Source organism: Pseudorhodoferax sp. Leaf265, assembly GCF_001422365.1.
Classification (GTDB): domain Bacteria; phylum Pseudomonadota; class Gammaproteobacteria; order Burkholderiales; family Burkholderiaceae_C; genus Pseudorhodoferax.
Window position 1 is genome coordinate 265,847 of the sequence record NZ_LMMT01000034.1, and the last position, 23,917, is coordinate 289,763.

The window sequence follows — 23,917 nt, forward strand, 5'->3', positions numbered from 1 at the left end:
TGAAGCGCTCGGCATGTTGTGCTTGCGCGACCAGCTTCGGTCGTCGCGGGGCTGGTGCCGCGCCATCGGCGGGCCCCGTTCGACAACGCAAACAGCCATACCGAAGCGGACACCCGACTCCCCATGCACATTGAAACCATCACCCTGGAACGTGTGTTCGACGTCCAGCGGCGCAAGGCATCGCGCTACGCCGCCCAGCGGACGGACTTTTCCTTCCAGTCCAAGGGTGTGAGGCGGTTCTCCGTCCAGGCTCCCGGCTGGCCCAGCATCGAGGCTGGCGCCACGCTGACCGTGGTGCTGGGTCAGGCAGGGCGTTGGAAGACCCTGGGCGGCTGGGTCAACCATGCCACGGGCGAAGTCGTCCTGCCGGAGACGGGGCGTTCAATGTCGGGTGCCCTGCAGAGCTTCGTGCTGGCGATGCTGGCCGTTGCCGGGTGTGTCAGGGCCGGTACACCGCTCAGCCGTGCGGCATTGGGGGGCGCGGCTGCATTGCTGGTTCTCCTGAGCATGCGGCTTGTGGCGCAGTGGCAGCGCAAGCGGGCGCTGTCGAAGGCGATTCTTGGGTTGGCGGCGAAGGGTGAAGCGGGGAGGGTGGATGGCTGAGAGCGGCGGCAGTAGCAGTCACTCAACTCCGACGGTGGCAATTGCACTTGCCACCAGAAGGCAGCTGTGCGTCGACCTTCGGCCGCGGTCAATCTATTTGCACGCCAATTGTTTTGACCAAGTCCCGATTCACGGCGGCGTCATGGATGAGTGCGGCCTTGAAGTCTGCGCGGCCTTTGTAGGCTTGGACGATCCCCTGCTTGTAAAGCCTTGAGCGCACGTCGGCGGTATCGGAAATCGCAAGCAACTGGCGCTCAAGATTCGCCAGTTCTGCCTCAGGCATGCCTTTGCGCCCAAGAACGCCCATCCATGCGCTGTACTCGTAGTTGGGAAAGCCGGACTCCTCAACCGTTGGGACCTTCGGAAGATCGGGCCAACGCTCTTTCGTGGTGACGGCCAAGCCGATCAATTGGCCGGACAGCACGAATGGCTGGGCCGCGACAACAGAGATGACGCCCACCGGCAATTGCCCGCCGACCAGGTCGGCCGTGAGCGGGCCAGTTCCCTTGTAAGGAATGTGCTGCATGGACACCTTGGCCAAGTCCTTGAGCAATTCGGTTGCCAGATGCGCAGGATGCCCATTTCCGCCGGTCCCGAAAGAGATGGAGCCGGGTTTCCTGCGCGCTGCGGTCAGCATGTCGGCGAGCGTTTTGAAGTTGGTCGACGGATGCGCCACGACGGCAAAGCCGGTGATGCCAATCTGCGCAATCGGCTCGAAATCGTCCAGCGTGTAGCCGGGCCTTTGATACAGGGACAGATTGATCGTGTGGTTGTTCGATGTCACCAGCACGCTGCTGCCGTCCGCTTCTGACTTGGCGACAAGGCCTGCCGCGATGTTGCCTCCGGCCCCTGGGCGGTTGTCGACGATGACTGTCCTGTCGTGGAGCGACGCTGGCAGTTTCTCCGCGAGAACCCTGGCAAGCGCGTCGACCGCGCCGCCTGGGGGATAGGGAACGACAAGGCGTAGTGCCTTGGCACTTTGGGCGCGCGCAGGCAGCGCGCACAATCCAGAGGCCGCAGCGAAGGCTGCGATCAAGGTGCGCCGGCGAAGTGGAGGAGCTTGTCTCATCTGTGGCCTTGGTGTCGTAGTGGCCGGAGTATCTGGTTCGCTTCGAGCGCGCGCCATTCAATCGACAGATGCGGGAATCGATTCGGAAGATGGCTCAACGCTGCCAACCTTCCGGCCAAGCACCATGGACTTTCGACAGCTCAAGTATTTCGTCAAGATCGTCGAACAGCGCAGCATGTCGCGCGCTTCGGTCGAGCTTCATGTGGCGCAGTCGGCGCTGAGCCTGCAAATTTCCAATCTCGAGACGCGCCTTCAGCAAAAGCTGTTGGTCAGGCGCTCCACCGGTGTCTTTCCTACCAAGGCGGGCGAGGCGCTCTACAAACACGCACAGGCCATTCTTCGACAGGTGGAGCGCGCAGCCTTGGACGTGGAGCGCTCTGCCGCCGAGGTCGGCGGACCCGCGTCGCTTGGCCTGCCTGTCGTCGTCCAAGACCTGCTCGCCATCGACCTGTTGACGGCTGCGCGCCAGCAACTCCCAGCGGTTCAACTCCACCTTGCCGAGGGAATGAGCTACCTGTTGAAGGAGATGGTGCTGCAAGGCAGGCTCGACATGACGGTCACCTACCAGTTCGAGCCCTCACCGGGAATCGTGGAACAACCCCTGTTCAGCGAAGCCATCTACCTCGTGTCCCCCGCTGCTTCTGCCGTCAAGGCCGGCGGCCGTGCCATGTCGATATCCGAAGTCGCCCACCTACCCTTGGTTCTTTCCAGCCGACAGACAGGAATGCGGCGGATCGTGGAAGCCGAACTCCGCGCACACGATGTCACCGTGGATGTGGTCGCCGAGGTGGATTCCCTCCGAACGCTGGTAGACGCGGTCGAGGCGGGATACGCCCACACGATCCTGCCGGCGTCGGCGCTGCAGAGGCAGTTTCGCAGTCCTGACGCATATCCCCTCGTGATCACGCCCCTGCAGATGGCCCGGACCGTGGTGCTTTGTACCTCCGAGCACCTTCCTCTTGGCGCAACCGCTGCAGCCGTCTACGAGCTGCTCGAACGGGTGGTTCGGCACGCGTTGGACCAAAAACGTTGGCTGGGCATCGGCGAGGCGAACGACGCGCCATCGACTGGAGCGAAGAGCCCCTCTGCAGATTGAATAGCGGCGCACCGCTGCTTTTTCTACAGTGCGGTCATTCCCACTCAAGCGAAGCAGCATCATGGAAGCCATCAGCGTTTACTGGACCACCGGGTGCTCCAGTTGTGTCAGGGTCAAAGAATTCCTGACCCGCAAGGGTGTTCCGTTCGAGTCGATCAACGTCGCCAAGGACCCCGCTGCGATGAAGTTCCTGGCCTCGCTCGGCGCGCGGTCGATCCCGGTCGTGGTCCGCGGCAGAGAATTTACGTTCGCTCAGTCGCTGGACGATGTCGCTGCATTCGTGGGCATCGAGCATGTCGTCGATGTGCTCGCGCCAGAGGTTCTGGTTGAGCGGTGGAAGGCCATCATGGACATTGCCGCGACAGCAATCTCCAAAATTCCCGACGCGATGCTCGAAGAGCTGCCTGCCCCGCCGCGTGCACGCACCGTGCGAGATGTGGCGTATCACATCTTCCAGGTGCCCGATGCCTTTCTTCAGGTGGTCAACGATGGGCTGGAAGACTGGACGGTCGTTGCCAATGTTGATGCGCCGCCGAGCCTCGATACAGCAGCCATCCTTGCATATGCAGACAGACAAAGGGCAGGCGTCGCTGCATGGTGGGACGCTTTGGAAGACAGGAGCTGCAAGAGGCCGCTGAAGATGTTCTATGGCGTCCATTCGATGCACTCGTTTCTGGAACGCTCCGTGTGGCATACCGCGCAACACACGCGCCAGTTGCTCTGGTGGAGCAACGAGAACGGCATCGCCATCGAGAAGCCGCTGACAGAGCAAATCCTCGAAGGTCTGCCCGTGCCGAAGGGCCTTTGGGAATGATCAGTGTCCTGACTGCCCTGAATGACCTGAATCACCGGCAACGACCATGGAACACGCCAAGCTGATCATCCTGGGCTCTGGCCCAGCCGGATACACCGCCGCCATCTATGCGGCACGGGCGAATCTGTCCCCGATGCTGATCACCGGCAGCGTCCAAGGTGGTCAACTCACGACGACGACCGATGTCGAGAACTGGCCTGCCGACGTGCAAGGCGTTCAGGGGCCCGATTTGATGGACCGATTCCTTCAGCACGCAGAACGCTTCAACACGCGTGTGGTGGCCGATCACATCCTGTCCGTCGATCTGAAGCGCCGTCCTTTCGTGCTCGAAGGGCAAACAGGCACCTATGCGTGCGACGCGCTCATCGTGGCGACGGGCGCTTCGGCCAAGTACCTCGGCCTGCCTTCGGAGGCAGCATTCATGGGACGTGGCGTCTCGGGTTGCGCCACATGCGATGGCTTTTTCTTTGTCGATCAGGACGTCTGCGTGGTGGGCGGGGGCAACAGTGCGGTGGAAGAGGCGCTGTACCTGGCCAATATCGCCAGGAAAGTGACGCTCGTGCACCGGCGTGAGAAGTTCCGTGCCGAGCCCATCCTTCTTGACCGACTGGGCAGGAAGGTGGACGACGGAAAGATCGCGCTCAGGGTCAATTGCGTCGTCGAGCAGGTCGTCGGTGACGCTGCTGGTGTCACAGGCGTAAGGCTGCGCGACCAGCTAAGCGAAGCCACCGAAACCATCGACGTGCAGGGGTGCTTCATCGCCATTGGCCACCAACCCAACACAAGGCTGTTCAACGGCCAACTGACGATGACGGACGGATACATCAAGACCAGATCGGGTACCGATGGCTATGCCACGATGACAAGCGTCCAGGGAGTCTTCGCAGCGGGCGATGTCCAGGATCACGTCTACAGACAGGCGATCACCAGCGCGGGTAGCGGCTGTATGGCAGCCCTCGACGCTCAAAGGTATCTCGGCCTCTAGCAGTGTGAGCAAAAGGAGCCCGGCTCGGTCCTGTCACGAGTGGGATCGACTTGGTACTGTCACGAGCGGGACTCGGTTTCCGGTGTAGTCGTCCTGGACATTCAAGAACTTGGCCGGTGCCAGTTTCCGACTCCGGAGACTGTCATGTGAACTACGCAGGTCGCTTTCAGACCGTGAAAGGCTGCTCCAGGCTGATAGGCGCCGTGCGAATCCGAGAGACTGTATGGCTGCACTCTCCAAGCGTAGTCATTGAAGGGTGGCCGCAGCCCCCGTCGGCGACCACCGCGCCCCAAGCCTTCCACGATGACGCACCGAGCCTCCAGGCAGAATCCAGACGAACGGGGCGGGCCCGGCATCAGGCCTGCCGGGAAGCCCATCTTGAGAAATGGAGCAGCATCGATGGCACTGACGAAGAAAGGCAAGTTCTGGTACGGGACGACGTCCGGCGACACCCAAGCCGAACTTCGCAGCTACAGCGCTGCGAATCGCCATGAGGCTGTCCGGTTTGCCGCGTCCAAATGCGATTGCGGATGCCGGACCTTCGCGCTGCGGACTGATGAAGAAGCCGGTGTGGCAATCCGCACCTGTACCGACTGCGGGCAGGAACACCCGATGGGCGACAGCGAGGCCTACATTGAAGAAGCCGCGCCTGAGGCGCACGCGTGCGTGTGCGAGAACGAGGTGTTCGAGCTGGTGTCCGGCGTCTCCGTGTACGAAGGCACGCATGACGTGCGCTGGTACTACATTGCTTGCCGCTGCGTGGAATGCAACCTGGTTGGGGTCTTCGCAGACTGGAAGTGCGAAGCAGGTGATGCAGCGGCCTTCCTCGCCAAGGTTTGAGCATGACGTCATCGGTGGACTTGGCTGCATCAATGAGCGCTAGCGCGGCGCCGCCGCTATCAACTTCGCCAGGCGACTGACAGCAGAGGGCGCACAGGGGCTACCCGCTGCACCCGCCACTTCACCCCAAACACCACCGCACCGTCCAAACAACCACCGGCAAGCACGCGCAGCCGTCAAGGCGCCACCCCAGGCCGCTGCGGCAACACCGAGGTGCCGAAGGTGTTGCCCATGCGCGTCTGCGTGGCTGCGCGGTTGAACACCCCGAGCTGGTTGGAGGACCGCTGCACGATGGCCTCGGCGCCTGAGGGCGGCCGGTCCGCGGCTGCGCGTGGCGCCGAAGGCCGCGGCTGTAGTTTGCGCTGCAGGCAGTCGTAGGCGGGCACGCGTTCGCCGTCGACCTCGACCTCGATGCAGGCCGGCGCATCGGTCGCATCAGCCTTGTCGGCCGCATGAACGCCCGCCGCCATCGCCAGCAGCAACGCGGCACCCCAGCGCGCGGCGCATAGACAGGCAGGTGCGTGCATCGGTCTGTTCTCCAACCACAAACCCGCCATCCTGCCTCGGCTTCATCGCAGCGCGATGACAGTTCCGCGCCGCGCCGCTTCATGAAGATTTGGTGACTTTTTGCGGGTTCCCCTGGGCAGGCTCGTCTAGGAAGCAGAACGTGACGCCGGTGCGGCCGGTGTCGTCATTTCCTGTAGGGATCGGAACTCATCACATGCGCAAAGTTTTCAGCAGCACGCCGCCCGCGCTCGCGCGCGGCATCTGCCTGTTGGTGCTGCAGTGCCTGGGCGCGGGCGTGGCGCTGGCACAGGGCGCCGGTGCGGCCGCGGAGGCGGCGACGACGGCGGCGGCGGCCGCGCCCGAGCGCACGGTGGACGTGCTCGAGTACGTGGTGCGCGGCAACACCGTGCTGGATGTGCGCGCCATCGAGCGCGCGGTGACGCCCTTCCTCGGCCCGCGCAAGACGCTCAAGGACCTGGAGGCGGCGCGCGAAGCGCTGAACCAGGCCTACCAGGCCGGCGGCTACCAGTCGGTGCACGTGGACCTGCCGGAGCAGCAGGTGACCGAGGGCATCGTCTACCTGCGCGTGAACGAGACGCGCGTGGGCCGGCTGCGCGTGACGGGTGCCGAATACACCTCGCCGCGCGACGTGCGCGAGCAGGTGCCGGCACTGCGCGAGGGCGCAGTGCCGAACTTCACGCAGGCCCAGGCCGAGCTGACCGACCTCAACCGCGGCGGCCAGCGCCAGGTGATGCCGCTGGTGCGCCAGGGCGCGGTGCCCGGCACCATGGACGTGGACCTCAAGGTCGAGGACAGCAGCCCCTGGCGCGCCAGCGTGGGGTTGAACAACGACAACAGCGCCGACACCAGCAAGCTGCGCCTGACCACCACGCTGGGCCACAACAATCTGTGGCAGCTGGGGCACAGCGCCTCGCTGAGCCTGTTCGTCACGCCGCAGGAACCCGACCAGACCAAGGTGCTCTCGGGCTCCTACACCGCGCCGCTGCGCGCCAGCCGCTGGAGCCTGGAAGCCTCGGGCTATGTGTCCGACAGCGATGTCTCCACCACCGGCGGCACGGCCGTGCTCAGCAAGGGCTATGCAGTCGGCCTGAAGGCCGTCTACGCGGTGCCGGCCAGCGACACCTGGTGGCACAGCTTCAGCGTGGGCATCGACCTCAAGAACAACAAGGAGTCGCTCACGCTGGGCACTGGCAGCGACGAGGTGCCGCTCAAGTACGCGCCGATCACGCTGGCCTACTCCGGCTACTACCAAGGCGAGCGCACGCAGGTCGGCCTGGGCCTGTCGCTGGTCTACGGCACGCGCTCGTTTTTCGGCTGGGGCAGCAACTGGGCGGCGTTCGACCGCAAGCGCTACAAGGCCACTTCGGGCTTCATGCTGGCCAAGGCCGATGTCAACGGCAGCCGTTCCTTCGCATCGGGCGCGCAGCTGGGCTTGCGGCTGAGCGGGCAGATGACCGATTCGCCACTGGTCTCGGGCGAGCAGCTGGCCTCGGGCGGCATGAACTCGGTGCGCGGCTACCTGGCGGCCGAAAGCGTGGGCGACGTGGGCCTGGTCGGCTCGCTGGAGCTGCGCAGCTGGCCGCTGGCGCTGCCGGCCATCGCGCTGGAGAACGCACGCCTGTACGTTTTCACCGATTTCGGCCACCTGCGCCTGCGCGATCCGCTACCCGAGCAGGCCGACCGCTTCACGCAGCTGGCCGTCGGCGCCGGTGCCAGCTTCCAGCTGGGCCGCCATGTCAGCGGCCGCCTCGACCTGGGCTACCCGCTGCGCCGGGGCGTGCGCACCGAACGGCACGACCCGCGCGCAACCTTCAGCCTGCAGGCCAGCTACTGATGCCATCCCCGCAGACCGCACCCGTCCCCCTTTTCTTGAATCTCCGGAGAACACAAGTCATGCGTCGACTTCTCGCTTTCGTGCTCGCCGTGCTGAGCACTGTGCTGCCTGGCCTGGCCCATGCCTGGTGGCAGGCCGAATGGTCCTACCGCAAGCCCATCACGCTGGATGGCGGCCCGCAGGGCGCGGCCATCGGCGGCGAGGCCGGCCGCGCGCCCGTGCTGGTGCGGCTGCACACCGGCAACTTCAGCTTCCAGGGCGTCTCGGACACCGGCGCCGACCTGCGCTTCGTGGCCGGCGACGACAAGACCGTGCTGAACCACCAGATCGAGCAGTTCGATCCGCTGCTGGGCATGGCCCTGGTCTGGGTCGACGTGCCGGCGCTGTCGGCCGGCGCGCCGCAGCAGATCTGGATGTACTACGGCAACCCCAAGGCCCCGGCCTCGGGCAACGGCCAGCGCAGCTTCGACCCGGACTACACGCTGGTCTACCACTTCGCCGAGACCGGTGCGCCGGCGCGCGACACCACGGCTTACGGAAACCACGCCCAGACCACCACCGTGACAGCCGAGGGCTCGGTGCTGGGCCGCGGCGCGCAGCTGGCGACCACGCCGCTGATGCTGCCGGCCAGCCCCTCGCTGCAGCTGGCCGCCGGCGGCGCATTCACCTTCAGCGCCTGGGTGCGGCCCGACGCCCTGGGCGTGCGCCAGGTGGTCTATGCGCGCCGCGACGGCGCCGGCGAGCTGGTGCTGGGCATCGACCAGGGCGTGCCCTTCGTGCAGGTCAACGGCCAGCGCAGCGCGCCCGGCCAGCCGGTGCAGGCCGGCCAGTGGTCGCACCTGGCGATCCAGGCCGATGCCCGCGGCGTCGCGCTGCTGGTCGGCGGCCGCGAGGCGGCCCGCCTGGCGCAGCCGCTGCCGGCGCTGAACACGGCGGCGGCGGTCGGTGCCGATCCCGGCGGCGACGCCAGCAGCACGGCCTTCAACGGCGTGATCGACGAGCTGCGCCTGTCCAAGGTCGCCCGGCCCGGTGCGCTGCTGCTGGCCGACGCCGTCTCGCAGGGCGCCGACTCGCGGCTCACGCAGTTCGGGCCGGACGAGCAGCAGGCCGGCAAGAGCCACTTCGGCTTCATCCTCGCGGCGATGCCGCTGGACGCCTGGATCGTGGTCGCGCTGCTGGCGCTCATGATGGTGGTGTCCTGGCTGATCATGATCGGCAAGGGCCGCAGCTTCAACGCGATGGCGCGGGCCAACGAAGCCTTCATCGGCCACTTTCGCGCCACCGCCGGCAACGCGCTCGAATCGCTGGCGCAGGACGACAAAGTGCCGGCCGCGGTGCGCGTGGACTCCTCGCTGTGGCGCCTATACGCGGTGGCCGTCGAGGAACTGCGCCGCCGCCGCGCCAACGGCTACGACACCAACGCGGTGTCGGCCTCCACCATCGGCGCGATCCGCGCGGCCATGGACGGCGTGCTGGTGCGCGAGACCGAGAAGATGGCCAGCCGCATGAACTGGCTGTCCACCACCATCGAGGGCGCGCCCTACGTGGGCCTGTTCGGCACCGTGATCGGCATCATGCTGGTGTTCGTGGTGGCGGCCATGGCCGGCGCCGTGGACATCAACTCGGTGGCCCCCGGCATGGCCGCGGCGCTGCTGTGCACGGCGGCCGGCCTGGGCGTCGCGATCCCGGCGCTGTTCGGCTACAACTGGCTGGCCGCGCGCTCGGACGCCATCGGCGCCGACATGGCGGTGTTCGTCGACGAGTTCTCGACGCGCCTGGCCGAAGAGCAGGGCGAGGGCAGCCGCCTGCGCGGCGCCGCGCCGGCCCGGAGCGCCTGAGCCATGGCCAGCAGTGCAACCCGGTTCCGCCCGAGAAGGCGCACCGGCGGCATCAACATCACGCCCTTCGTCGACGTGCTGCTGGTGGTGCTGGTGATCTTCATCCTGACCAGCAACGCCAGCATCCCCGGCATCAAGGTCGACCTGCCCAAGGCCAGTTCCTCGGTGCCGCTGGAAAAGCCCAAGACCAAGGCCATCACGGTGGACAACGGCGGGCGCCTGTTCCTGGACGCCTACCCGGTCACGCTGCCCGAGCTCGAGGAGCGGCTGCGCACCGAGAAGGCGCTGACGCCGGACTTCCCGGTCATCGTGCGCGGCGAGTCCTCGGTGCAGTACGCCCGCGTGGTCGAGGTGCTGGACCTGCTGCGCCGCATCGAGCTGAACCAGGTCGGCCTGGTCACCGGCAAGCAGCCGTGAGGGGCCCGGCGTGACCAAGAGTTCCGCACCAATGCTGCGGCAGGACGGCCTGTGGCGCCGCCATGGCGGCTGGGCCATCGGCGCCGCGCTGGTGCTCGGCCTGCTGCTGGGGCTGTGGCATCTGCTGTCCGACACGGCATCGCAGCGGCGCGAGACCGCGCCCACGGCGGTGCTGACATTGCCGCCGCCGCCCCCGCCGCCGCCCGAGCCCGAGAAGCTGCCCGAGCCCGAGCCGCAGAAGGTCGAGCCGCAGATCACCGAAGTGGCACCGCAGCCGGCCGAATCGAACGAGAAGCCGATGGACGACGCGCCCGAAAGCCCGTCGGATGCCGCCGCTGCACAGGCGGGCGACCCGGTGACCATGGACGCGACGGGCGAGGCCGGCTCCGATGCCTTCGCCGTGGGCGCCGGCCGCGGCGGCGGCATGTCCGGTGCGGGCGCTGGCGGTGGCGGCCTCGGTGCCGGCTCCTACAACCGCTACGTGGCCAGCATGCTGCAGAACGCACTGGCCCGCGATGCGCGCACGCGCCACCTGGTGTTCGCCGACATCCGCGTCGACCTGTGGCTGGACGCGGACGGCCGCACCGTGCGCGTGCAGCTGGTGCAAGGCACCGGCACCGAGCGCATCGACGACACCGTGCTGGCCTTCCTGCGCGAGCTCGACCGCCTGGACGAACGCCCGCCCGCATCGGCGCGCTTTCCGATCCGCGTCTCCATGAAGGGCAGCCGGCCCTGACCACGACATCCGACCTTCAAGAACCTCTCCATGCCCGTCATGACAACATCCTTCCGAATCCCCCGCCACAGCGTGCAGGCGCTCGCCTGCGCTTCGGCCCTCGCGCTGCTGGCCGCGGCCGGCACCGCCCATGCGCAGGCCGCCGCGCCGGTGGCCGGCGAGAGCGCCATGGTCCGTTTGATCCGCGGCCTGGTCCAGAGCGGCGCGCTCGCCAAGGACGTGGGCGAGGCGCTGCTCGCGCAGGCGCAGACCGAGGCCATGGCCGCGCAGCAGGCCCAGCGCCAGGCCGCGCTGGTGGCGCCCGCCGCACGCCCGGCCGCCGAGCCCGGCGAGGTGCGCGTTCCCTATGTGCCGCAGACCGTGCGCGACCAGATCCGCGACGAGATCAAGACCGAGGTCATGGCCCAGGCCCGCAGCGAGGGCTGGGCCGCGCCCAACGAGACGCCGGAATGGTCCAAGCGCGTCCGCCTGACCGGCGACGTGCGCGTGCGCAACGAATCGCGTTACTACGCCGGCGGCAACAGCAACGAGCAGATCAACTACGCCGCCATCAACGACGGCAGCGCCTACGACGTCAACCAGAACCTGAACGGTCCGCTGCCGCCGCTGCTCAACACGCGGCAGGACCGCAAGAACCAGTGGCGCGCGCGCGCCCGCATCGGCGTGGAGGCCGACATCTCCGAGCGCACGCAGGCCGGCGTGCGCCTGGCCACGGGTGGCGACGACGGCCCGGTGTCGACCACGCAGACGCTGGGCGGGGGCCTGGGCAAGAAGAGCGTCTGGCTCGACCAGGCCTGGCTGTCGCATGCGCCGCTGCCCGGCCTCACGCTGGTCGGCGGGCGCTTCGGCAACCCCTTCGTCTCGACCGACCTGCTGTACTCGTCCGACCTGAACTTCGACGGCGTGGCCGCGCGCTTCAGCCGCACGCTGCAGGGCAACCGCGATGTGGAGCTGTTCGGCACGCTGGGTGTGGTGCCGCTGGAGTACTCCAACAGCAACTTCCCGAACAACAGCCAGGAGAAGGCCGAGAGCGAGAACAAGTGGCTGCTCGGCGCCCAGGTCGGCGCGAACTGGAAACTCGACAGCGACAACCGCCTGCGCGCCGCGCTGGCCTACTACGACTTCCGCAACGTGAGCGGCGAGCTGTCGGCGCCGTGCGCGCTGTACGACGGCCGCACGCAGAGCTGCAGCACCGACTGGGCGCGTCCGGCCTTCATGCAGAAGGGCAACACGCTGATGCTGTTGCGCAACATCGCGCTGAACCCGAACGACCCGGCCGCCACCGCGATGCCGCAGTACTTCGGCCTGGCGTCCAAGTTCCGGCTGCTGGACGTGAACCTGCGCTGGGACACGCGCGTGGCCGGCGGCTACGGCCTGCGCCTGGACGGCAACTACATCCGCAACCTGGCCTATGGCGTGGACAAGATGGTCGCGCGCGCCGGCGGCGGCATCGTCAACAACTTCGACGCCAACGGCAGCTTGCGCAGCGGTGGCAACGCCTACCTGCTGCAGGCCACCTTCGGCATGCCGGCCCCGGCCGAGCGCGGCGACTGGAACGTCCTGGCCGGCTACAAGCGCATCGAGCCCGACGCCATGCCGGACGGCTACAACGACTCCAGCTTCCACGGCGGCGGCACCAATGCCAAGGGCTACTACGTCGGCGGCTCCTATGCGTTCGACAAGAACACCTGGTTCACGGGCCGCTGGAGTTCGTCCAAGCAGGTGTATGGCGCGCCTGTGTCGATGGACCTGCTGCAGCTGGAAATCAACACCCGGTTCTGAGGCCCACGCCATGCTGTCCACCCATTCCCGGCGCGTCTGCGCCATCGCCGCCGCCCTGGCGGCCTTCTGCGGTGCCGCCACGGCCCAGCAACCCTCGATGGAGGAGCGGCTGCGCGCGCAGCTGCGCGCCACGACCGAGCAGTTGCAGGCCGCGCAGAACGAACTTGCCACGCTGAAGGCGCGCGCCGTGCCGGCCCCCGTGGCGGCCGCGCCTGCCGCGCCGGCGGCCGACACCAGGGCGCTGGAGCGCGAGCTGGGCAGCAGCCGCGCGCAACTGGCGCGCGAGCGCGAGGTCCGTGGCCAGCAGGAGCAGCAGCTGGCCGCGTTGCGGCAGGAGGCGCAGGCCGGCATCGGCCGCGCCAATGCCCAGGCCGCGCAGTACAAGACCGCCTACGACGGCCTGCTCCAGATGGCGCGCGCCTCCGAGGCCGAACGCCAGCGCCTGGCCGGCGAGAGCCAGTTCCAGGCCGAGGCCATGGCGCAGTGCCAGGCCAAGAACCAGCAGCTGTACCGCGTGGGACAGGAGCTGCTGCGCGCCTACGAGGGCATCGACATGGGCACGCTCATGCGCGTGCGCCAGCCTTTCGCCGCGCAGGTGCGCGTGCAGTACGAGCAGATCGCCCAGCAGTACGGCGACCAGCTCTACGAGGGCCGCTTCGACCCGCGCGGCGTGAACGCGCCCGCTGCTGCTGCGGCCCCGGCCGCACCGCAGCCATGAGGGCGCGGCATTGGCGTGGCCTCGCCGTCGGCGCGGCCCTGGGCATGCTGGCATGGTCCGCCATGGCGCAGCAGCCAGCTCCGGCCGCACCCGCAGCCCGCATGGACGGTCTGTCGGTCTCGCAGCAGGAACTGGAGCAGATGTTGCGCGCGCTGCCCGCGTCCGAGCGGGCCGCCGTGCGCGACAACCGGGCAGCCCTGGAACTCTGGCTGCGCCAGCGCCTGGCGCGCGAGGCCTTGCTGCGCGAGGCCCGCGCGCACCAGTGGCCCGAGCGGCCCGAGGTCCGCAGCAGCATCGATGCCGCGGTGCAGGAGGCGACTGCCCGCATCGTCGGCAACAGCTACCTGGCCTCGGTGGCGCAGGTGCCGGCCGGCTACCCCTCGCCCGACGAGTTGCGCACCGCCTACGAAGAGGCCAGGCCCGGCCTGGCCGTGCCGGAGATGTTCCGCGTGGCCCAGATCTTCCTGGCGCTGCCGGCCGGTGCCGACGCCACCGCGGTGGCCGCGCTGCGCGCGCAGGCCGAGGCGCTGGCCCAGCAGGCCCGCCAGGGCGATTTCGCGGCGCTGGCGCGCCAGCACGCGCAGGACAGCGCCAGCGCGGCGCGCGGTGGCGAGATCGGCCTGCTGCCGCTGGACCGCCTGCTGCCGCAGGCGCGCGAGAGCGTGGCCGCCATGCAGCCCGGCCAGGTTGCTGCGCCCGTGCAGACGCCGACGGGCTTCCATGTGCTCAAGCTGCTGGAACGCCAGCCGGCCCGCACCGCGACCCTGGAAGAGGTGCAGCCGCGCCTGACGGCCGTGCTGCGCGCGCAGCGCCAACAGGCGCTGGCGCGTGCGCACCTGGAGAAGTTGGCGCCGGCGGCCTCGGTGGTGGTCGATGCGGCCACCGTCGATGCGGCCGTGCGCCATGTGTTCGAGTGAAGAGAAGGACGAAGACGATGACCGAAGTTTCCGAACAAGCCCGGGCCGAGGCCGGCCCCGACCTGCGCAAGACCGGCGAGCTGCTGCTCGCGCTTGGCGCAGAGGACATGTCCGAGGCGATCAAGGCCGCGGGCTGCGCCGTCACGCCGATCGAGCAGGACGGCGTGGTGCGCCTGCACAGCGCCAGCCACGGCGTGGGCTTCCAGGTGCTGTGGGGCAACCAGCTGGCCCCGGGCCGCTATGCGGACCTGACCTTCAGCTGCCCGCTGCGCGTGCAGGGCGGGGTGCTGCCCGAATCGGTGCTGGCCGACTGGCACCGCAGCAAGCGTTTCGCGCGCGTGGCCCTGCACGGGGACTTTGTGGTGCTGGAGATGGATGTGGTGGCAGCCGGCGGCATCGCGGCCACGCACCTGGCGGTGATGGTGCAGCTGTGGACCCAGATGATGGGCCAGTTCTTCGTGCACCTGCGCAACTTCAAGCCCGAGGCCGGCGATGCGGCGCAGGCCACGCCCGAAGCGGCCACGCCGGCGTGAGCGCCTGCGCTGGCTGGCGGGCGCGCCTGCGGCAGGGCCTGCGCACGCTGGGTTGGCTGGCGGCCGCGAGCACGGCAGCGCCCGCCGCCCAGGCCCAGCAGACGGCGCCGGCGCACTGGCTGCGCTATGCGCTGCAGGTCAGCGAGCAGCTGCAGCAGCGCCTGAGCGATCCCGCCGATGCGGCGGTGCAGCGCCTGCACGGCTGGATGCAGGAGCGCGTGCTGGCAGCGGACACGCCGCTGTCGCAGCAGCTGGTGGCGCGGTTGTGGATTGCCGCGGACGGCCGGGTGGAGCGCCTGGAGTTCACGCCGCTCGGCAAGGCCGAGGCAGATGCGGACCTGCGCGGGCTGCTGACCGCGCAGCCCTTGGAGGCCGGGCCGCCGGCCGACATGGGCCAGCCCTTGCTGCTGCAACTCGATCTGCAGCTGCTGGAGCGTGCACCGGGCTGAGGCGCCAGGGCGCCGCCCCGGTGCGCGCGTTGTGCTTGCCGTGGAGCGCTGGGACAGCGCGGGGGAATTTCTTGTGCCGACCGTACTCGACCACGTGGCTTACTTCCTGAGGGCCTGGCGATCGGCCCTGTGGGTGCTGGCGACCGGGCCCGTGGTCTTCGTCAGCCTGGTGGCGTACCGCGGTTTCCGGGCCCTGTGCGCCTGGGCGCAGCGGTCACGGCGAAGCCATCCGTCCTGAGGGGCCTGGCACCTCTCGGGGTGCCTTGGCATCGCCGGCCTGGTGGCAGGCGCCATGCGCGGGCGGGCCTCGTCGCGCCGCTGGGATACAGCGGACTGCCGAGAGCCGCGCTGTTCCTGCATGCGCTCTGGTGGCCGCCGGCCGCTGCGCTGAGCGGGCTCAGTCGTGCAGCAGCTCCGCGATGCAGCCGGCCAGCTCCTGCGCCACCGCACGCACCATCTCCTGCGCAGGCAGGCTGCGCGCGAAGTACAGGCTCAGCGTCATCCGCACCTCGGGCTCCACGAGCTTCAGGCAGCGCACGTCGTAGCTGCGCGCGATCTTCCTGGCGTAGCCCGCGCTGACCATGTAGCCGCCCTGGTTCTCCACCACCGACAGGGCCGTGGTGGCGCTGCCGATCACGCGCCAGTCGTCCAGCACGAAGCGGCGGTCCAGGTAGTGCATGACATGCAGCACGGCGCGCGAGTCCATGAAGATCAGCGGCTTGCCGATGACCTCGGCCCATGGGATGCAGGTGCGCTCGGCGAACTCCGCCTGTGGCGCGACAAAGTACAGCGGCACATCGCAGATGTCGATGGTCTCGATGCCGGCACCGGCCGCGCGCCGCGGGCCCACGGCCAGATCGAAGGCGCCGCGCAGCAGGGCGTCCTGCAGCGTCTCGGCATCGTTGTCGACGAGCGAGATCTGCACGCCGGGCCGGCGCTGCATGCAGGCGCGTACGGCCGGCAGCAGGAACGAGGCATTCGCGAGCTGCGTGCCGCCGATGCGCAGGGCGCCCAGGCGGTTGTCGCGGATCGCGCCAGCACTGTCGGTGCTGCGCTGGTGCGCCAGCACCACGTCGCGCGCGCAGCGGCCGAAGATCTCGCCCTGGGCCGTCGGTGCCACCGACTTGGGCGAACGGTCGAACAGCGCGAAGCCGACCAGCTCTTCGGCCTCGCGCACGGTCTTGCTCAGGGCCGGCACCGAGACACACAGCCGGTGCGCTGCCAGCGTGAAGCTGCGCAGCTCGGCGACCGCCACGATGGCCTTGTAGTGGCGCAGGGAGAGTTCCGGCATGGCGTGTTGCGCAGGGGTTAACAAGGCTTGCCGAATCGTCAATTGACCGATTCCTGGCGCTTTCTAGACTCGGCCGCTTCCCCATCCTTCCCTGCAGTTTTCGTATGAACAGTTCCAGAAGGCAGGCCGTCCGGGCCATGGCCGCACTCGCGGGCGCTGCCGCCCTGACCGGCACGGCACGGGCCGAGACCTTCCCTGCGCGGCCGGTCACTTTGATTGTGCCCTGGCCCGCCGGCGGCTCGACCGACGCCGTGCTGCGCGCGCTGGCCAAGGCCACCGAGCCGCACCTGGGCCAGCCCATCGTGATCGACAACAAGCCCGGCGCCGCCGGCACGCTGGGCCCGGCCGTCATGGGCAAGACGGCCAAGCCCGACGGCTACACCGTGAGCCAGGTGACGCAGACGCAGTTCCGGCTGCCGCACATGCAGAAGGTGTCGTTCGATCCGATCAAGGACTTCAGCTACATCATCCGCCTGACCGGGTACACCTTCGGCATGGTCGTCGACGCCAAGTCGCCCTGGAAGACGCTGCAGGACTTCATCGACCACGCGAAGAGGAACCCCGGCAAGCTGACCTATGGCTCGGGCGGCACGGGCACCTCGCACCACGTGGCACTGGCGGTGCTGGCCGAACGGCTCCAGCTGGATATCCAGCATGTGCCGTTCAAGGGCTCGTCGGAGAACCTCGTGGCGCTGCTGGGCGGCCATGTGGATGCAGCGTCGGACTCGACCGGCTGGGCCCCTTACCTGCAGTCCGGCCGCATGCGCCTGCTGGCGACCTATGGCCCCGAGCGCGCCAGGAAATGGCCCGAGGTGCCCACGCTCAACGAAGTCGCGCCGGGCCTGGTGTTCGACTCGCCGTACGGCCTGGCCGCCCCCGCCGGCACGCCGGCCGAGCGCATCAGGATCCTGCACGATGCCTTCAGGAAGGGCATGCAGGAAGTGGAGTTCCTGCGCGTGATGGAGAACTTCGACCAGACGCCGCGCTACATGAGCACTGCCGACTACACGGCCGACAACATCAAGACCTTCGCCGACGAGCGCGTCCTGATGCACAAGCTCGGATTGGCCAAGAAATGATGGACTTCGCAGAACAAGGCCTGGACGCCACGGCACTGGCGGCGGGCCTGGTGCAGGGCGCCTACAGCTGCACCGCGCTGATGCAGGACGTGCTGGCCCGCATCGCGGCGCGCAACCCCGACATCAACGCGGTCTGCCTGGTCGACGCGGACCATGCCGCCGAGCAGGCCGAGGGCAACGACCGCCTGCTGGCCGGGCTGGACACGACCGCGCGCGCGGCCCTGCTGCAGGCCCGGCCCTTCTTCGGCGTGCCCTCGCTGCTCAAGGACCTGGGCACGGCCGACCCGCGCCTGCCGAGCACCATGGGCTCGGCCTACTTCGGCCAGGTGCGCTTCGCGCAGGAAGGCGACCTCACCGCGCGCTACCGCCAGGCCGGCTTCTCGCTGATCGGGCGCAGCACCTCGTCGGAGCTGGGCCTGAGCCCGACCTCCGAGGGCCCGAGCTATGGCGGCCCCACGCGCAACCCCTGGAACCGCGCGCACAGCGCCGGTGGCTCCAGCGGCGGTGCCGCCGCCGCGGTGGCCGCGGGCATGGTGCCGATCGCGCACGGCGGCGACGGCGGCGGTTCGATTCGCATCCCGGCGGCCTGCTGCGGCCTGGTCGGCCTGAAGACCAGCCGCGGCATGACGCCGTTCGGCCCGGCCCGCGGCGAAAGCTGGGGCGGCATGGTGTCCGAGCACATGCTGACCGTGTCGGTGCGCGACTGCGCGCGCGCGCTCGACGTCGCGGCCGGCGCGTCACCGGGGGCGCCGTACGTGGCGCCGAGCTTCGCGCGCCGCTTCGCCGAGGTGGTCGAGCAGGTGCAGGCCGCAGGCACCGTCACACCGCTGCGCATCGGCATCGTGGTGCAGGACAGCCCGGCGCTGGACGATGCCGTGCGCGAGGCCTATGCGCAGTTCGGCCGGCGGCTGGCGCAGCTGGGCCATGTCTGCGTCGAGGTGCCGATGCCGGTGGCGCCGCGCGAGGTTATGCAGCACGTGGTGCCGGTCATCGCGCAGAACGCCTGGGCGGCGATCGAGGCCCATGGCCGGGCCTGCGGCAACACCGCGCTGGACGGCCTGCAGAAGACCGTGCAGTCCCTGGTCCGCTACGCGCAGCGCATGTCGGCCAGCGACTATGTGCGGCACATCAACGGTCTGCACGCACTGGGCCGGCGCTTTGCCGACTACCTGGCCGCCACCGGCATCGACCTGCTGGCACTGCCGGTGCTGGCACGCGAGCCGGCGCCGATCGGCCGCTTCGGGCTGGACTGGGACGACTACGAGGACTACCGCTTCGGCGACGACAGCCTGCTGCAGTACTCGCCGTTCTGCCCGTTGGCCAATGCCACGGGCTGCCCGGCGCTGGCGCTGCCGGCCGGGCTCTCGCCGCGCCGGTTGCCGCTGGGCATGCAGCTCGTCGCGCCGCTGGGCCATGACGACCGGCTGATCGCCGTCGGCGCCCAGTACGAGGCGGCGTTTCCCTGGCAGCGCTACGCGCCGGCGGCGCAACGCTGAGGCGCGGCGGCGCCGCCGCCGCACGGCATGGCGCATCGGTGCGCACAGCGGCCTGCGCCTTCAGCCAGCGCGCAGTTCGCGCGCATCGCGCGCCGGACTCTTTCCGAACGCGCGGGCGTACTCCCGGTTGAACTGCGAGGCGCTCTGGTAGCCGACGCTGTGGGCGGCCTGCTCGGCACTGACCGCCTCGGACAGCAGCATGCGGCGCGCTTCGAGCAGGCGCAACTGCTTTTGGTACTGCAACGGGCTCATGCGCGTCACGGCCTTGAAGTGGGCGTCCAGGGAGGAGCGGCTCATGTGGCCGGCCCGCGCCACGTCGTCCATGTCCAGCGGCTGGCGGTAGTGGCGGCGCAGCCAGTCGATGGCCAGCCCGATGCGCTGCGACTGCGTCCCGGGCGTCACGAGCTGTGCCAGCTTCCAGCCGTCGTCGGCCGCGAGCAGCCAGTACATGATCTCGCGCTGGACCAGCGGCGCCAGCTGCGCGATGTGCTGCGGCGTGTCGAGCAGCCGGCACAGCCGCAGCACCGCGTCGAGCAGCTGCTCGCTGGTGTGCGCGGCGTAGATGCCGCGCGGCACGGTGGTGCGCAGCTGCGCTGCGGGGGCTGCCGTGCCGCCGTCGAGCAGCAGCGAGGCCAGCACGGCCGGGTCCAGGTCGATCCAGACGCACAGGTACGGCCGCTGCGGCGATGCATCCACGATCTGGCCGGCCACCGGGATGTGGTGCGCCGCGACCACGTGGTGGGCCGTGTCGTATTCGACCCGCCCATCGCCCACCAGCAGCTGCTTGCGCCCCTGTGCGAGCAGGCACAGGGCCGGCTCGTACATCACGTGCGTGAGGGGCGACTCCCCGCAGGCGCGGATCAGCCGCAACTTGGGGATCGGCGTGGCGTGCACGCCGTCGTGCGGCGCGAACGCCTGGGCCCGCAGCGCCAGCTCGGCCAGGCAGGCAGAACGGCGCAGCGGATCACCATTGAAACGCGCGGGAGCGGGAAGGTCCGGCATCAGAAAAGCATAGCAGTCGGCCACGCGGTCGGGCGCGTATGGCGGGGTGTCGAGGGCGGCGGCGCGGTTCATGCAGCGCTTCCGGGAAGGGCATCGCGCTGCGCCAGCGAAGCCATCAGCAACTGGTCCGCCGTCACCGGGAAGCTGCGCAGCCGGATGCCCGTGGCGTGGAAGATGGCATTCGTCACCGCGGCGCCGCTGCCGCACACGCCGAGCTCGCCCACGCCCTTGATGCCCATGGGGTTGGCCGCGTCGTCGAAGTCGTCGAGCAGCACCGCCTCGATGGCAGGCACGTCGGCGTGGGTGGGCACCAGGTACTCGCCCAGGTCGCTGTTGAGCATGTGGCCGGAACGCGCATCGAGGTGCCCGGCCTCGTGCAGGGCCGAGCCGATGCCCCAGGCCATGCCGCCGATCAGCTGCGAGCGCGCGGTCTTGGGGTTCAGGATGCGGCCGGCCGCGAACACGCCGAGCATGCGCCGCACGCGGACCTCGCAGGTGTCCGCGTCCACGCCGACCTCGGCGAAGGTGGCGCCGTAGGTGTGCTGCGAGAACAGCCGGTAGCGTGGGTCGTCGCCCTGGCCGGCGATGCTGCCCTCGGCCTCCAGGCCGATGGCGTAGGGCGCGCTGCCCGGTTGCCGGGCGGCGGCCCGCGCCTTCACCTTCAGCGCCTCGCAGGCGCGCTGCAAGGCCACGCTGGTGTTGGCCGCGCCCCAGGAGCCGCCGGAGCCGCCGCTCACCGGCAGGTCGCTGCGGGCCAGTTGCACATCGATCTGCGCCAGCGGCAGGCCCAGGCTCTCGGCCGCCACCTGCGCGAGGATGGTGTAGGTGCCGGTGCCGATGTCGGTCATGTCGGACAGCACCTGGATGCGGCCGTCCGCACCCACCCGCACCACCACCCGCGTGGCGCCCTGGAAGTGGATGCGGATGGCCGAGGCCACGCCCCAGCCGACCTGCCAGCGGCCATCGCGCTGCGAGGCCGGCCGCGCCGGCCGCCGCGACCAGCCGAAGCGCTCGGCACCGGCGATCAGGCAGTCGGCCAGCTTGCGGCTGGACAGCGGCACGCCGCGTTCGGGATCGACGGCGGTGTCGTTGTAGAGGCGCAGCGCCACCGGATCGATGCCGAGCGCAAAGGCCAGTTCGTCCACCGCCGTCTCCACCGCCAGCAGGCCCGGCAGCTCGCCCGGGCCGCGCACCGGCTCGGGCAGCACGCGGTCGAGCACCACCACGCGGTGGCTGGTGGCGCGGTGGGGCGCTGCGTAGAGCGAGCGCGTCACGGTCGCGGTCTGCTCCGTGAACTCCTCGCCGGGGCTGCCCTGCATGCGCACGTCGTGGCCGATGCCGGTCAGCCGGCCGTTGGGGCTGGCGGCGATGCGCACGCGCTGCACCGTCTCCGGCCGCCCGCCGACCATGGACACCATCTGCCGGCGCGTCAGCGCCACACGCACCGGCCGCCCGAGCGCGCGCGTGGCGATGGCCGCGCAGACGACGTGGGCGTGGGTGGTCAGTTTGGAGCCGAAGCCGCCGCCGACGAAGGCGGCATCGATGTGGATGGAGGCCAGCGGGATGCGCAGCGTGGCGGCGATGGCCTGGCGCGTGGTGATGATGCGCTGCAGGCTGGCCCAGACATGCAGCGCCTCGTCGTGCCACGACGCGATGCAGGCATGCGGTTCCATGGCATGGGCCGCCTGGTAGGAGGTGCTGTAGTGCTGGTCCAGCCGCACCGGGGCATCGGCCATGGCCTGGTCCAGATCGCCGAGCGCCGTGTCGTTGGCAAAGCCGGCATTGGCGCGCGCCGGGGCATAGCCGGCCTGCTCGGCGAGCGCGAAGCTGCCGGGCGCGCTGGCGTAGTCCACGTCCAGCAGCGCCGCCGCGGCCTGCGCGTGCTCCAGCGTGTCGGCCACCACCAGCGCCACCGGCTGGCCGGCGTAGCGGACCTGGTCGCTGGCGAACACCGGCCGTGCCCGCGCGAACTGCGACGGCACCGTGGTGTCGACCGCGCCCTGCGCGGGCGCATTGCGGTGCGTCACGACCAGTGCGACGCCGGGCGCGCGCTCGGCACGCGCCGTGTCGATGCGCGCGATGCGGCCGCGGCCAATGGCGGCGCCCACCAAGACGCCGCTGAGCGGGGCGCCGGCCTCGCGGCGGTCCAGCGTGTAGCGCGCGCGGCCCGTGACCTTGAGGGGGCCGTCCGCGCGGTCGATGGCCTGGCCGATCATGGCTGTGCTCCCGCGGCCTGGGCGATGCCGGCTTGCAGCACGCGTTGCACGAGTGGCAGCTTGTAGGCGTTCTGCGCCGTGGGTCGGGCACCCTTGAGAACGACCTCGGCGAGGTCGCCGGCCGACGCGCCGGGTGCCAGCCGCTCTGAAGCCTCGACCCGCCATGGCGCGTGCGCGAGGCCGCCGAAGGCCATGCGCAAGGGCGTGGCCCGGCCGTCCCTGGCCTGTGCCACGAGCGCCAGCGATACGTTGGCGAAGGCGTACGAGGCCCGGTCGCGCACCTTGCGGTAGATGTGCACGCCGCCCAGCGGCGCGGGCAGGGTCACGGCGGTGATGAGTTCTCCGGGCAGCAGGGTGGTTTCCAGGTGGGGTGTGTCGCCGGGCGGTGCGTAGAGCGCGGCGATGGGGATGGTCCGCCGACGCCCATCGGCGTTCGCGGTTTCCACCTGCGCATCGAGCGCGCGCATGGCCACCGCCATGTCGGAGGGATGGGTGGCGATGCAGTGCGCACTCGCGCCCAGGATGGCCAGGTTGCGCGTCTGGCCGCCCATGGCCGCGCAGCCGCTGCCGGGGTGGCGCTTGTTGCAGGGCAGGGCGGGTTCGTAGAAGTAGGGGCAGCGCGTGCGCTGCAGCAGGTTGCCCGCGGTCGTGGCCTTGTTGCGCAGCTGGCCGGACGCGCCGGCCACGATGGCGCGGCTCAGCACCGCATAGTCGCGGCGCACGCGCGCATCGGCCGCCAGGTCGGTGTTGCGCACCAGCGCACCGATGCGCAGGCCGCCCGCTGGCGTGGGCGTGATCTGGTCCAGGCCGATGCGGTTGACGTCCACGAGATGGGCGGGCGTCTCGATGTGCAGCTTCATGAGGTCCAGCAGGTTGGTGCCGCCCGCGATGAACCTGGCGCCCGGCACCGCGGCGACGGCGGCGGCGGCTTCCTCGACCGAGCTGGCGCGCTGGTAGGTGAAGGCCTTCATGCGCGACCTCCCGCCACGTCGCGGATCGCGGCGACGATGTTGGGATAGGCCGCGCAGCGGCACAGGTTGCCGGCCATGCGCTCGCGCACTTCGGCGTCGGACAGCTGCAGCTGCATCAGGTCTGCCGTGGCATGGCTTGGCACGCCTTGCCGGATCTCCTGCAGCATGGCGACCGACGAGCAGATCTGCCCGGGCGTGCAGAAGCCGCACTGGAAGCCGTCGTGCCGCACGAACGCGGCCTGCATGGGATGCAGGGCCTCGGGCGTGCCGAGCCCCTCGATGGTGGTGACGGTGTCGCCCTCGTGCATGACGGCCAGCGACAGGCAGCTGTTGATGCGCCGGCCGTTGACGAGCACGGTGCAGGCGCCGCACTGGCCGTGGTCGCAGCCCTTCTTGGTGCCGGTCAGGTCGAGGTGGTCGCGCAGGGCATCGAGCAGCGTCACGCGCGGGTCCAGCGCCAGGCTGCGGCGGCTGCCGTTGACGGTCATGTGGACCGCCGCCGCCGCTGCGTCGGCGGGCCTGGCTGGAGTTGGAGCAGCGGCCTGTGCCGGCAGTGCGCCGGCCGCCGCGCTCGCGGCCAGGAAACTGCGGCGTGACAGGGCCGGACAGCCGGCGGCGGGGTCGCCGGGCATCGCGTGGGAGGGCTGTGTCCCGTGTTCCAGAGGGTGGTGTGGCATGGCCTTCAATGTAGGCAGCCGCCCCG

At 69.7% G+C, this 23,917-nt stretch carries 23 protein-coding genes; 16 read left to right on the forward strand and 7 right to left on the reverse strand.

Annotated features, from left to right (window positions below):
* Positions 1 to 123: 123 nt before the first annotated feature.
* Positions 124 to 603, forward strand: coding sequence for a hypothetical protein (locus ASF45_RS22760; RefSeq protein ID WP_056668333.1), 480 nt, complete (start codon positions 124 to 126; stop codon positions 601 to 603).
* 88 nt (positions 604 to 691) lie between these two features.
* On the opposite strand, the gene ASF45_RS22765 is transcribed toward ASF45_RS22760, so the two are convergent.
* Complete coding sequence (locus ASF45_RS22765; RefSeq protein WP_056668336.1) at positions 692 to 1,639, reverse strand: tripartite tricarboxylate transporter substrate binding protein; 948 nt, start codon at positions 1,637 to 1,639, stop codon at positions 692 to 694.
* A gap of 157 nt (positions 1,640 to 1,796) precedes the next feature.
* Here ASF45_RS22765 and ASF45_RS22770 point away from each other — a divergent pair, with 157 nt between their 5' ends.
* The 4 genes from ASF45_RS22770 to ASF45_RS22785 all read left to right on the forward strand — a co-directional run bounded on the left by ASF45_RS22770 (position 1,797) and on the right by ASF45_RS22785 (position 5,407).
* Positions 1,797 to 2,768, forward strand: a complete 972-nt coding sequence (locus tag ASF45_RS22770; protein WP_056668339.1) for a LysR substrate-binding domain-containing protein — start codon at positions 1,797 to 1,799, stop codon at positions 2,766 to 2,768.
* Between the two features lie 61 nt (positions 2,769 to 2,829).
* Positions 2,830 to 3,582 carry a glutaredoxin domain-containing protein gene (locus tag ASF45_RS22775; protein ID WP_056668342.1) on the forward strand — a complete coding sequence of 251 codons (753 nt, stop codon included), beginning with the start codon at positions 2,830 to 2,832 and terminating at the stop codon, positions 3,580 to 3,582.
* A gap of 46 nt (positions 3,583 to 3,628) precedes the next feature.
* Positions 3,629 to 4,567 (forward strand): thioredoxin-disulfide reductase, encoded by a 939-nt coding sequence (gene trxB / locus ASF45_RS22780; RefSeq protein ID WP_056668345.1) that lies wholly within the window; start codon positions 3,629 to 3,631, stop codon positions 4,565 to 4,567.
* Between the two features lie 399 nt (positions 4,568 to 4,966).
* Positions 4,967 to 5,407, forward strand: coding sequence for a hypothetical protein (locus ASF45_RS22785; protein ID WP_056668348.1), 441 nt, complete (start codon positions 4,967 to 4,969; stop codon positions 5,405 to 5,407).
* 176 nt (positions 5,408 to 5,583) lie between these two features.
* Here ASF45_RS22785 and ASF45_RS22790 read toward each other — a convergent pair whose 3' ends face one another.
* The gene (locus tag ASF45_RS22790) at positions 5,584 to 5,934 is read right to left on the reverse strand and encodes a hypothetical protein (protein ID WP_063887748.1); all 351 of its coding nucleotides are present in this window, start codon (positions 5,932 to 5,934) and stop codon (positions 5,584 to 5,586) included.
* 194 nt (positions 5,935 to 6,128) lie between these two features.
* Here ASF45_RS22790 and ASF45_RS22795 point away from each other — a divergent pair, with 194 nt between their 5' ends.
* The 9 genes from ASF45_RS22795 to ASF45_RS22835 are packed head-to-tail and all read left to right on the forward strand — an operon-like array spanning position 6,129 to position 15,159.
* A complete protein-coding gene (locus ASF45_RS22795) occupies positions 6,129 to 7,769 on the forward strand; it encodes a ShlB/FhaC/HecB family hemolysin secretion/activation protein (RefSeq protein WP_056668351.1) in 1,641 nt (546 codons plus the stop codon).
* A 59-nt stretch (positions 7,770 to 7,828) separates the two neighbouring features.
* Positions 7,829 to 9,607 carry a DUF2341 domain-containing protein gene (locus tag ASF45_RS22800; protein WP_056668355.1) on the forward strand — a complete coding sequence of 593 codons (1,779 nt, stop codon included), beginning with the start codon at positions 7,829 to 7,831 and terminating at the stop codon, positions 9,605 to 9,607.
* Positions 9,608 to 9,610: 3 nt separating this feature from the next.
* Complete coding sequence (locus ASF45_RS22805; RefSeq protein ID WP_056668358.1) at positions 9,611 to 10,024, forward strand: biopolymer transporter ExbD; 414 nt, start codon at positions 9,611 to 9,613, stop codon at positions 10,022 to 10,024.
* A 10-nt stretch (positions 10,025 to 10,034) separates the two neighbouring features.
* Entirely contained in the window at positions 10,035 to 10,760 is a 726-nt protein-coding gene (locus ASF45_RS22810; protein ID WP_235581008.1) for a hypothetical protein, read from the forward strand.
* A 39-nt stretch (positions 10,761 to 10,799) separates the two neighbouring features.
* Positions 10,800 to 12,542: a putative porin gene (locus ASF45_RS22815; RefSeq protein ID WP_200932194.1), complete on the forward strand. Its 1,743-nt coding sequence runs from the start codon at positions 10,800 to 10,802 to the stop codon at positions 12,540 to 12,542.
* Between the two features lie 10 nt (positions 12,543 to 12,552).
* Positions 12,553 to 13,260: a hypothetical protein gene (locus ASF45_RS22820; protein ID WP_056668363.1), complete on the forward strand. Its 708-nt coding sequence runs from the start codon at positions 12,553 to 12,555 to the stop codon at positions 13,258 to 13,260.
* Positions 13,261 to 13,304: 44 nt separating this feature from the next.
* Positions 13,305 to 14,177, forward strand: a complete 873-nt coding sequence (locus ASF45_RS22825) for a peptidyl-prolyl cis-trans isomerase (RefSeq protein ID WP_235581009.1) — start codon at positions 13,305 to 13,307, stop codon at positions 14,175 to 14,177.
* A gap of 17 nt (positions 14,178 to 14,194) precedes the next feature.
* Positions 14,195 to 14,710 carry a YbjN domain-containing protein gene (locus ASF45_RS22830; RefSeq protein ID WP_082551220.1) on the forward strand — a complete coding sequence of 172 codons (516 nt, stop codon included), beginning with the start codon at positions 14,195 to 14,197 and terminating at the stop codon, positions 14,708 to 14,710.
* Complete coding sequence (locus ASF45_RS22835; RefSeq protein ID WP_056668367.1) at positions 14,707 to 15,159, forward strand: hypothetical protein; 453 nt, start codon at positions 14,707 to 14,709, stop codon at positions 15,157 to 15,159. Before ASF45_RS22830 ends, ASF45_RS22835 begins: the two co-directional genes overlap by 4 nt.
* A 397-nt stretch (positions 15,160 to 15,556) precedes the next feature.
* On the opposite strand, the gene ASF45_RS22845 is transcribed toward ASF45_RS22835, so the two are convergent.
* Positions 15,557 to 16,450: a LysR family transcriptional regulator gene (locus tag ASF45_RS22845; RefSeq protein WP_056668372.1), complete on the reverse strand. Its 894-nt coding sequence runs from the start codon at positions 16,448 to 16,450 to the stop codon at positions 15,557 to 15,559.
* 137 nt (positions 16,451 to 16,587) lie between these two features.
* On the opposite strand from ASF45_RS22845, the gene ASF45_RS22850 reads away from it, so the two are divergent.
* A complete protein-coding gene (locus ASF45_RS22850) occupies positions 16,588 to 17,529 on the forward strand; it encodes a tripartite tricarboxylate transporter substrate binding protein (RefSeq protein WP_056668375.1) in 942 nt (313 codons plus the stop codon).
* Positions 17,529 to 19,025: an amidase gene (locus ASF45_RS22855; RefSeq protein WP_063887752.1), complete on the forward strand. Its 1,497-nt coding sequence runs from the start codon at positions 17,529 to 17,531 to the stop codon at positions 19,023 to 19,025. Before ASF45_RS22850 ends, ASF45_RS22855 begins: the two co-directional genes overlap by 1 nt.
* Positions 19,026 to 19,085: 60 nt before the next feature.
* Here ASF45_RS22855 and ASF45_RS22860 read toward each other — a convergent pair whose 3' ends face one another.
* The 4 genes from ASF45_RS22860 to paoA are packed head-to-tail and all read right to left on the reverse strand — an operon-like array spanning position 19,086 to position 23,846.
* Positions 19,086 to 20,099 (reverse strand): AraC family transcriptional regulator, encoded by a 1,014-nt coding sequence (locus ASF45_RS22860; RefSeq protein ID WP_056668381.1) that lies wholly within the window; start codon positions 20,097 to 20,099, stop codon positions 19,086 to 19,088.
* Complete coding sequence (locus ASF45_RS22865) at positions 20,096 to 22,243, reverse strand: xanthine dehydrogenase family protein molybdopterin-binding subunit (RefSeq protein ID WP_056668384.1); 2,148 nt, start codon at positions 22,241 to 22,243, stop codon at positions 20,096 to 20,098. Before ASF45_RS22865 ends, ASF45_RS22860 begins: the two co-directional genes overlap by 4 nt.
* Positions 22,240 to 23,214, reverse strand: a complete 975-nt coding sequence (locus ASF45_RS22870; protein WP_056668386.1) for a xanthine dehydrogenase family protein subunit M — start codon at positions 23,212 to 23,214, stop codon at positions 22,240 to 22,242. Before ASF45_RS22870 ends, ASF45_RS22865 begins: the two co-directional genes overlap by 4 nt.
* Positions 23,211 to 23,846: an aldehyde dehydrogenase iron-sulfur subunit PaoA gene (gene paoA, locus ASF45_RS22875; RefSeq protein ID WP_082551221.1), complete on the reverse strand. Its 636-nt coding sequence runs from the start codon at positions 23,844 to 23,846 to the stop codon at positions 23,211 to 23,213. Before paoA ends, ASF45_RS22870 begins: the two co-directional genes overlap by 4 nt.
* Positions 23,847 to 23,917 lie beyond the last annotated feature (71 nt).

What these genes read in the sequence shown, in the direction of transcription:
- ASF45_RS22845 (WP_056668372.1), bottom strand. Translation starts at nt 16,450, where the DNA reads ATGCCGGAACTCTCCCTGCGCCACTACAAGGCCATCGTGGCGGTCGCC.
- ASF45_RS22770 (WP_056668339.1), top strand. Translation starts at nt 1,797, where the DNA reads ATGGACTTTCGACAGCTCAAGTATTTCGTCAAGATCGTCGAACAGCGC.
- paoA (WP_082551221.1), bottom strand. Translation starts at nt 23,846, where the DNA reads ATGCCCGGCGACCCCGCCGCCGGCTGTCCGGCCCTGTCACGCCGCAGT.
- ASF45_RS22790 (WP_063887748.1), bottom strand. Translation starts at nt 5,934, where the DNA reads ATGCACGCACCTGCCTGTCTATGCGCCGCGCGCTGGGGTGCCGCGTTG.
- ASF45_RS22775 (WP_056668342.1), top strand. Translation starts at nt 2,830, where the DNA reads ATGGAAGCCATCAGCGTTTACTGGACCACCGGGTGCTCCAGTTGTGTC.
- ASF45_RS22795 (WP_056668351.1), top strand. Translation starts at nt 6,129, where the DNA reads ATGCGCAAAGTTTTCAGCAGCACGCCGCCCGCGCTCGCGCGCGGCATC.
- ASF45_RS22820 (WP_056668363.1), top strand. Translation starts at nt 12,553, where the DNA reads ATGCTGTCCACCCATTCCCGGCGCGTCTGCGCCATCGCCGCCGCCCTG.
- ASF45_RS22760 (WP_056668333.1), top strand. Translation starts at nt 124, where the DNA reads ATGCACATTGAAACCATCACCCTGGAACGTGTGTTCGACGTCCAGCGG.
- ASF45_RS22800 (WP_056668355.1), top strand. Translation starts at nt 7,829, where the DNA reads ATGCGTCGACTTCTCGCTTTCGTGCTCGCCGTGCTGAGCACTGTGCTG.
- ASF45_RS22805 (WP_056668358.1), top strand. Translation starts at nt 9,611, where the DNA reads ATGGCCAGCAGTGCAACCCGGTTCCGCCCGAGAAGGCGCACCGGCGGC.
- ASF45_RS22865 (WP_056668384.1), bottom strand. Translation starts at nt 22,243, where the DNA reads ATGATCGGCCAGGCCATCGACCGCGCGGACGGCCCCCTCAAGGTCACG.
- ASF45_RS22870 (WP_056668386.1), bottom strand. Translation starts at nt 23,214, where the DNA reads ATGAAGGCCTTCACCTACCAGCGCGCCAGCTCGGTCGAGGAAGCCGCC.
- ASF45_RS22815 (WP_200932194.1), top strand. Translation starts at nt 10,800, where the DNA reads ATGACAACATCCTTCCGAATCCCCCGCCACAGCGTGCAGGCGCTCGCC.
- trxB (WP_056668345.1), top strand. Translation starts at nt 3,629, where the DNA reads ATGGAACACGCCAAGCTGATCATCCTGGGCTCTGGCCCAGCCGGATAC.
- ASF45_RS22825 (WP_235581009.1), top strand. Translation starts at nt 13,305, where the DNA reads ATGCTGGCATGGTCCGCCATGGCGCAGCAGCCAGCTCCGGCCGCACCC.
- ASF45_RS22850 (WP_056668375.1), top strand. Translation starts at nt 16,588, where the DNA reads ATGGCCGCACTCGCGGGCGCTGCCGCCCTGACCGGCACGGCACGGGCC.
- ASF45_RS22785 (WP_056668348.1), top strand. Translation starts at nt 4,967, where the DNA reads ATGGCACTGACGAAGAAAGGCAAGTTCTGGTACGGGACGACGTCCGGC.
- ASF45_RS22855 (WP_063887752.1), top strand. Translation starts at nt 17,529, where the DNA reads ATGGACTTCGCAGAACAAGGCCTGGACGCCACGGCACTGGCGGCGGGC.
- ASF45_RS22830 (WP_082551220.1), top strand. Translation starts at nt 14,195, where the DNA reads ATGACCGAAGTTTCCGAACAAGCCCGGGCCGAGGCCGGCCCCGACCTG.
- ASF45_RS22860 (WP_056668381.1), bottom strand. Translation starts at nt 20,099, where the DNA reads ATGAACCGCGCCGCCGCCCTCGACACCCCGCCATACGCGCCCGACCGC.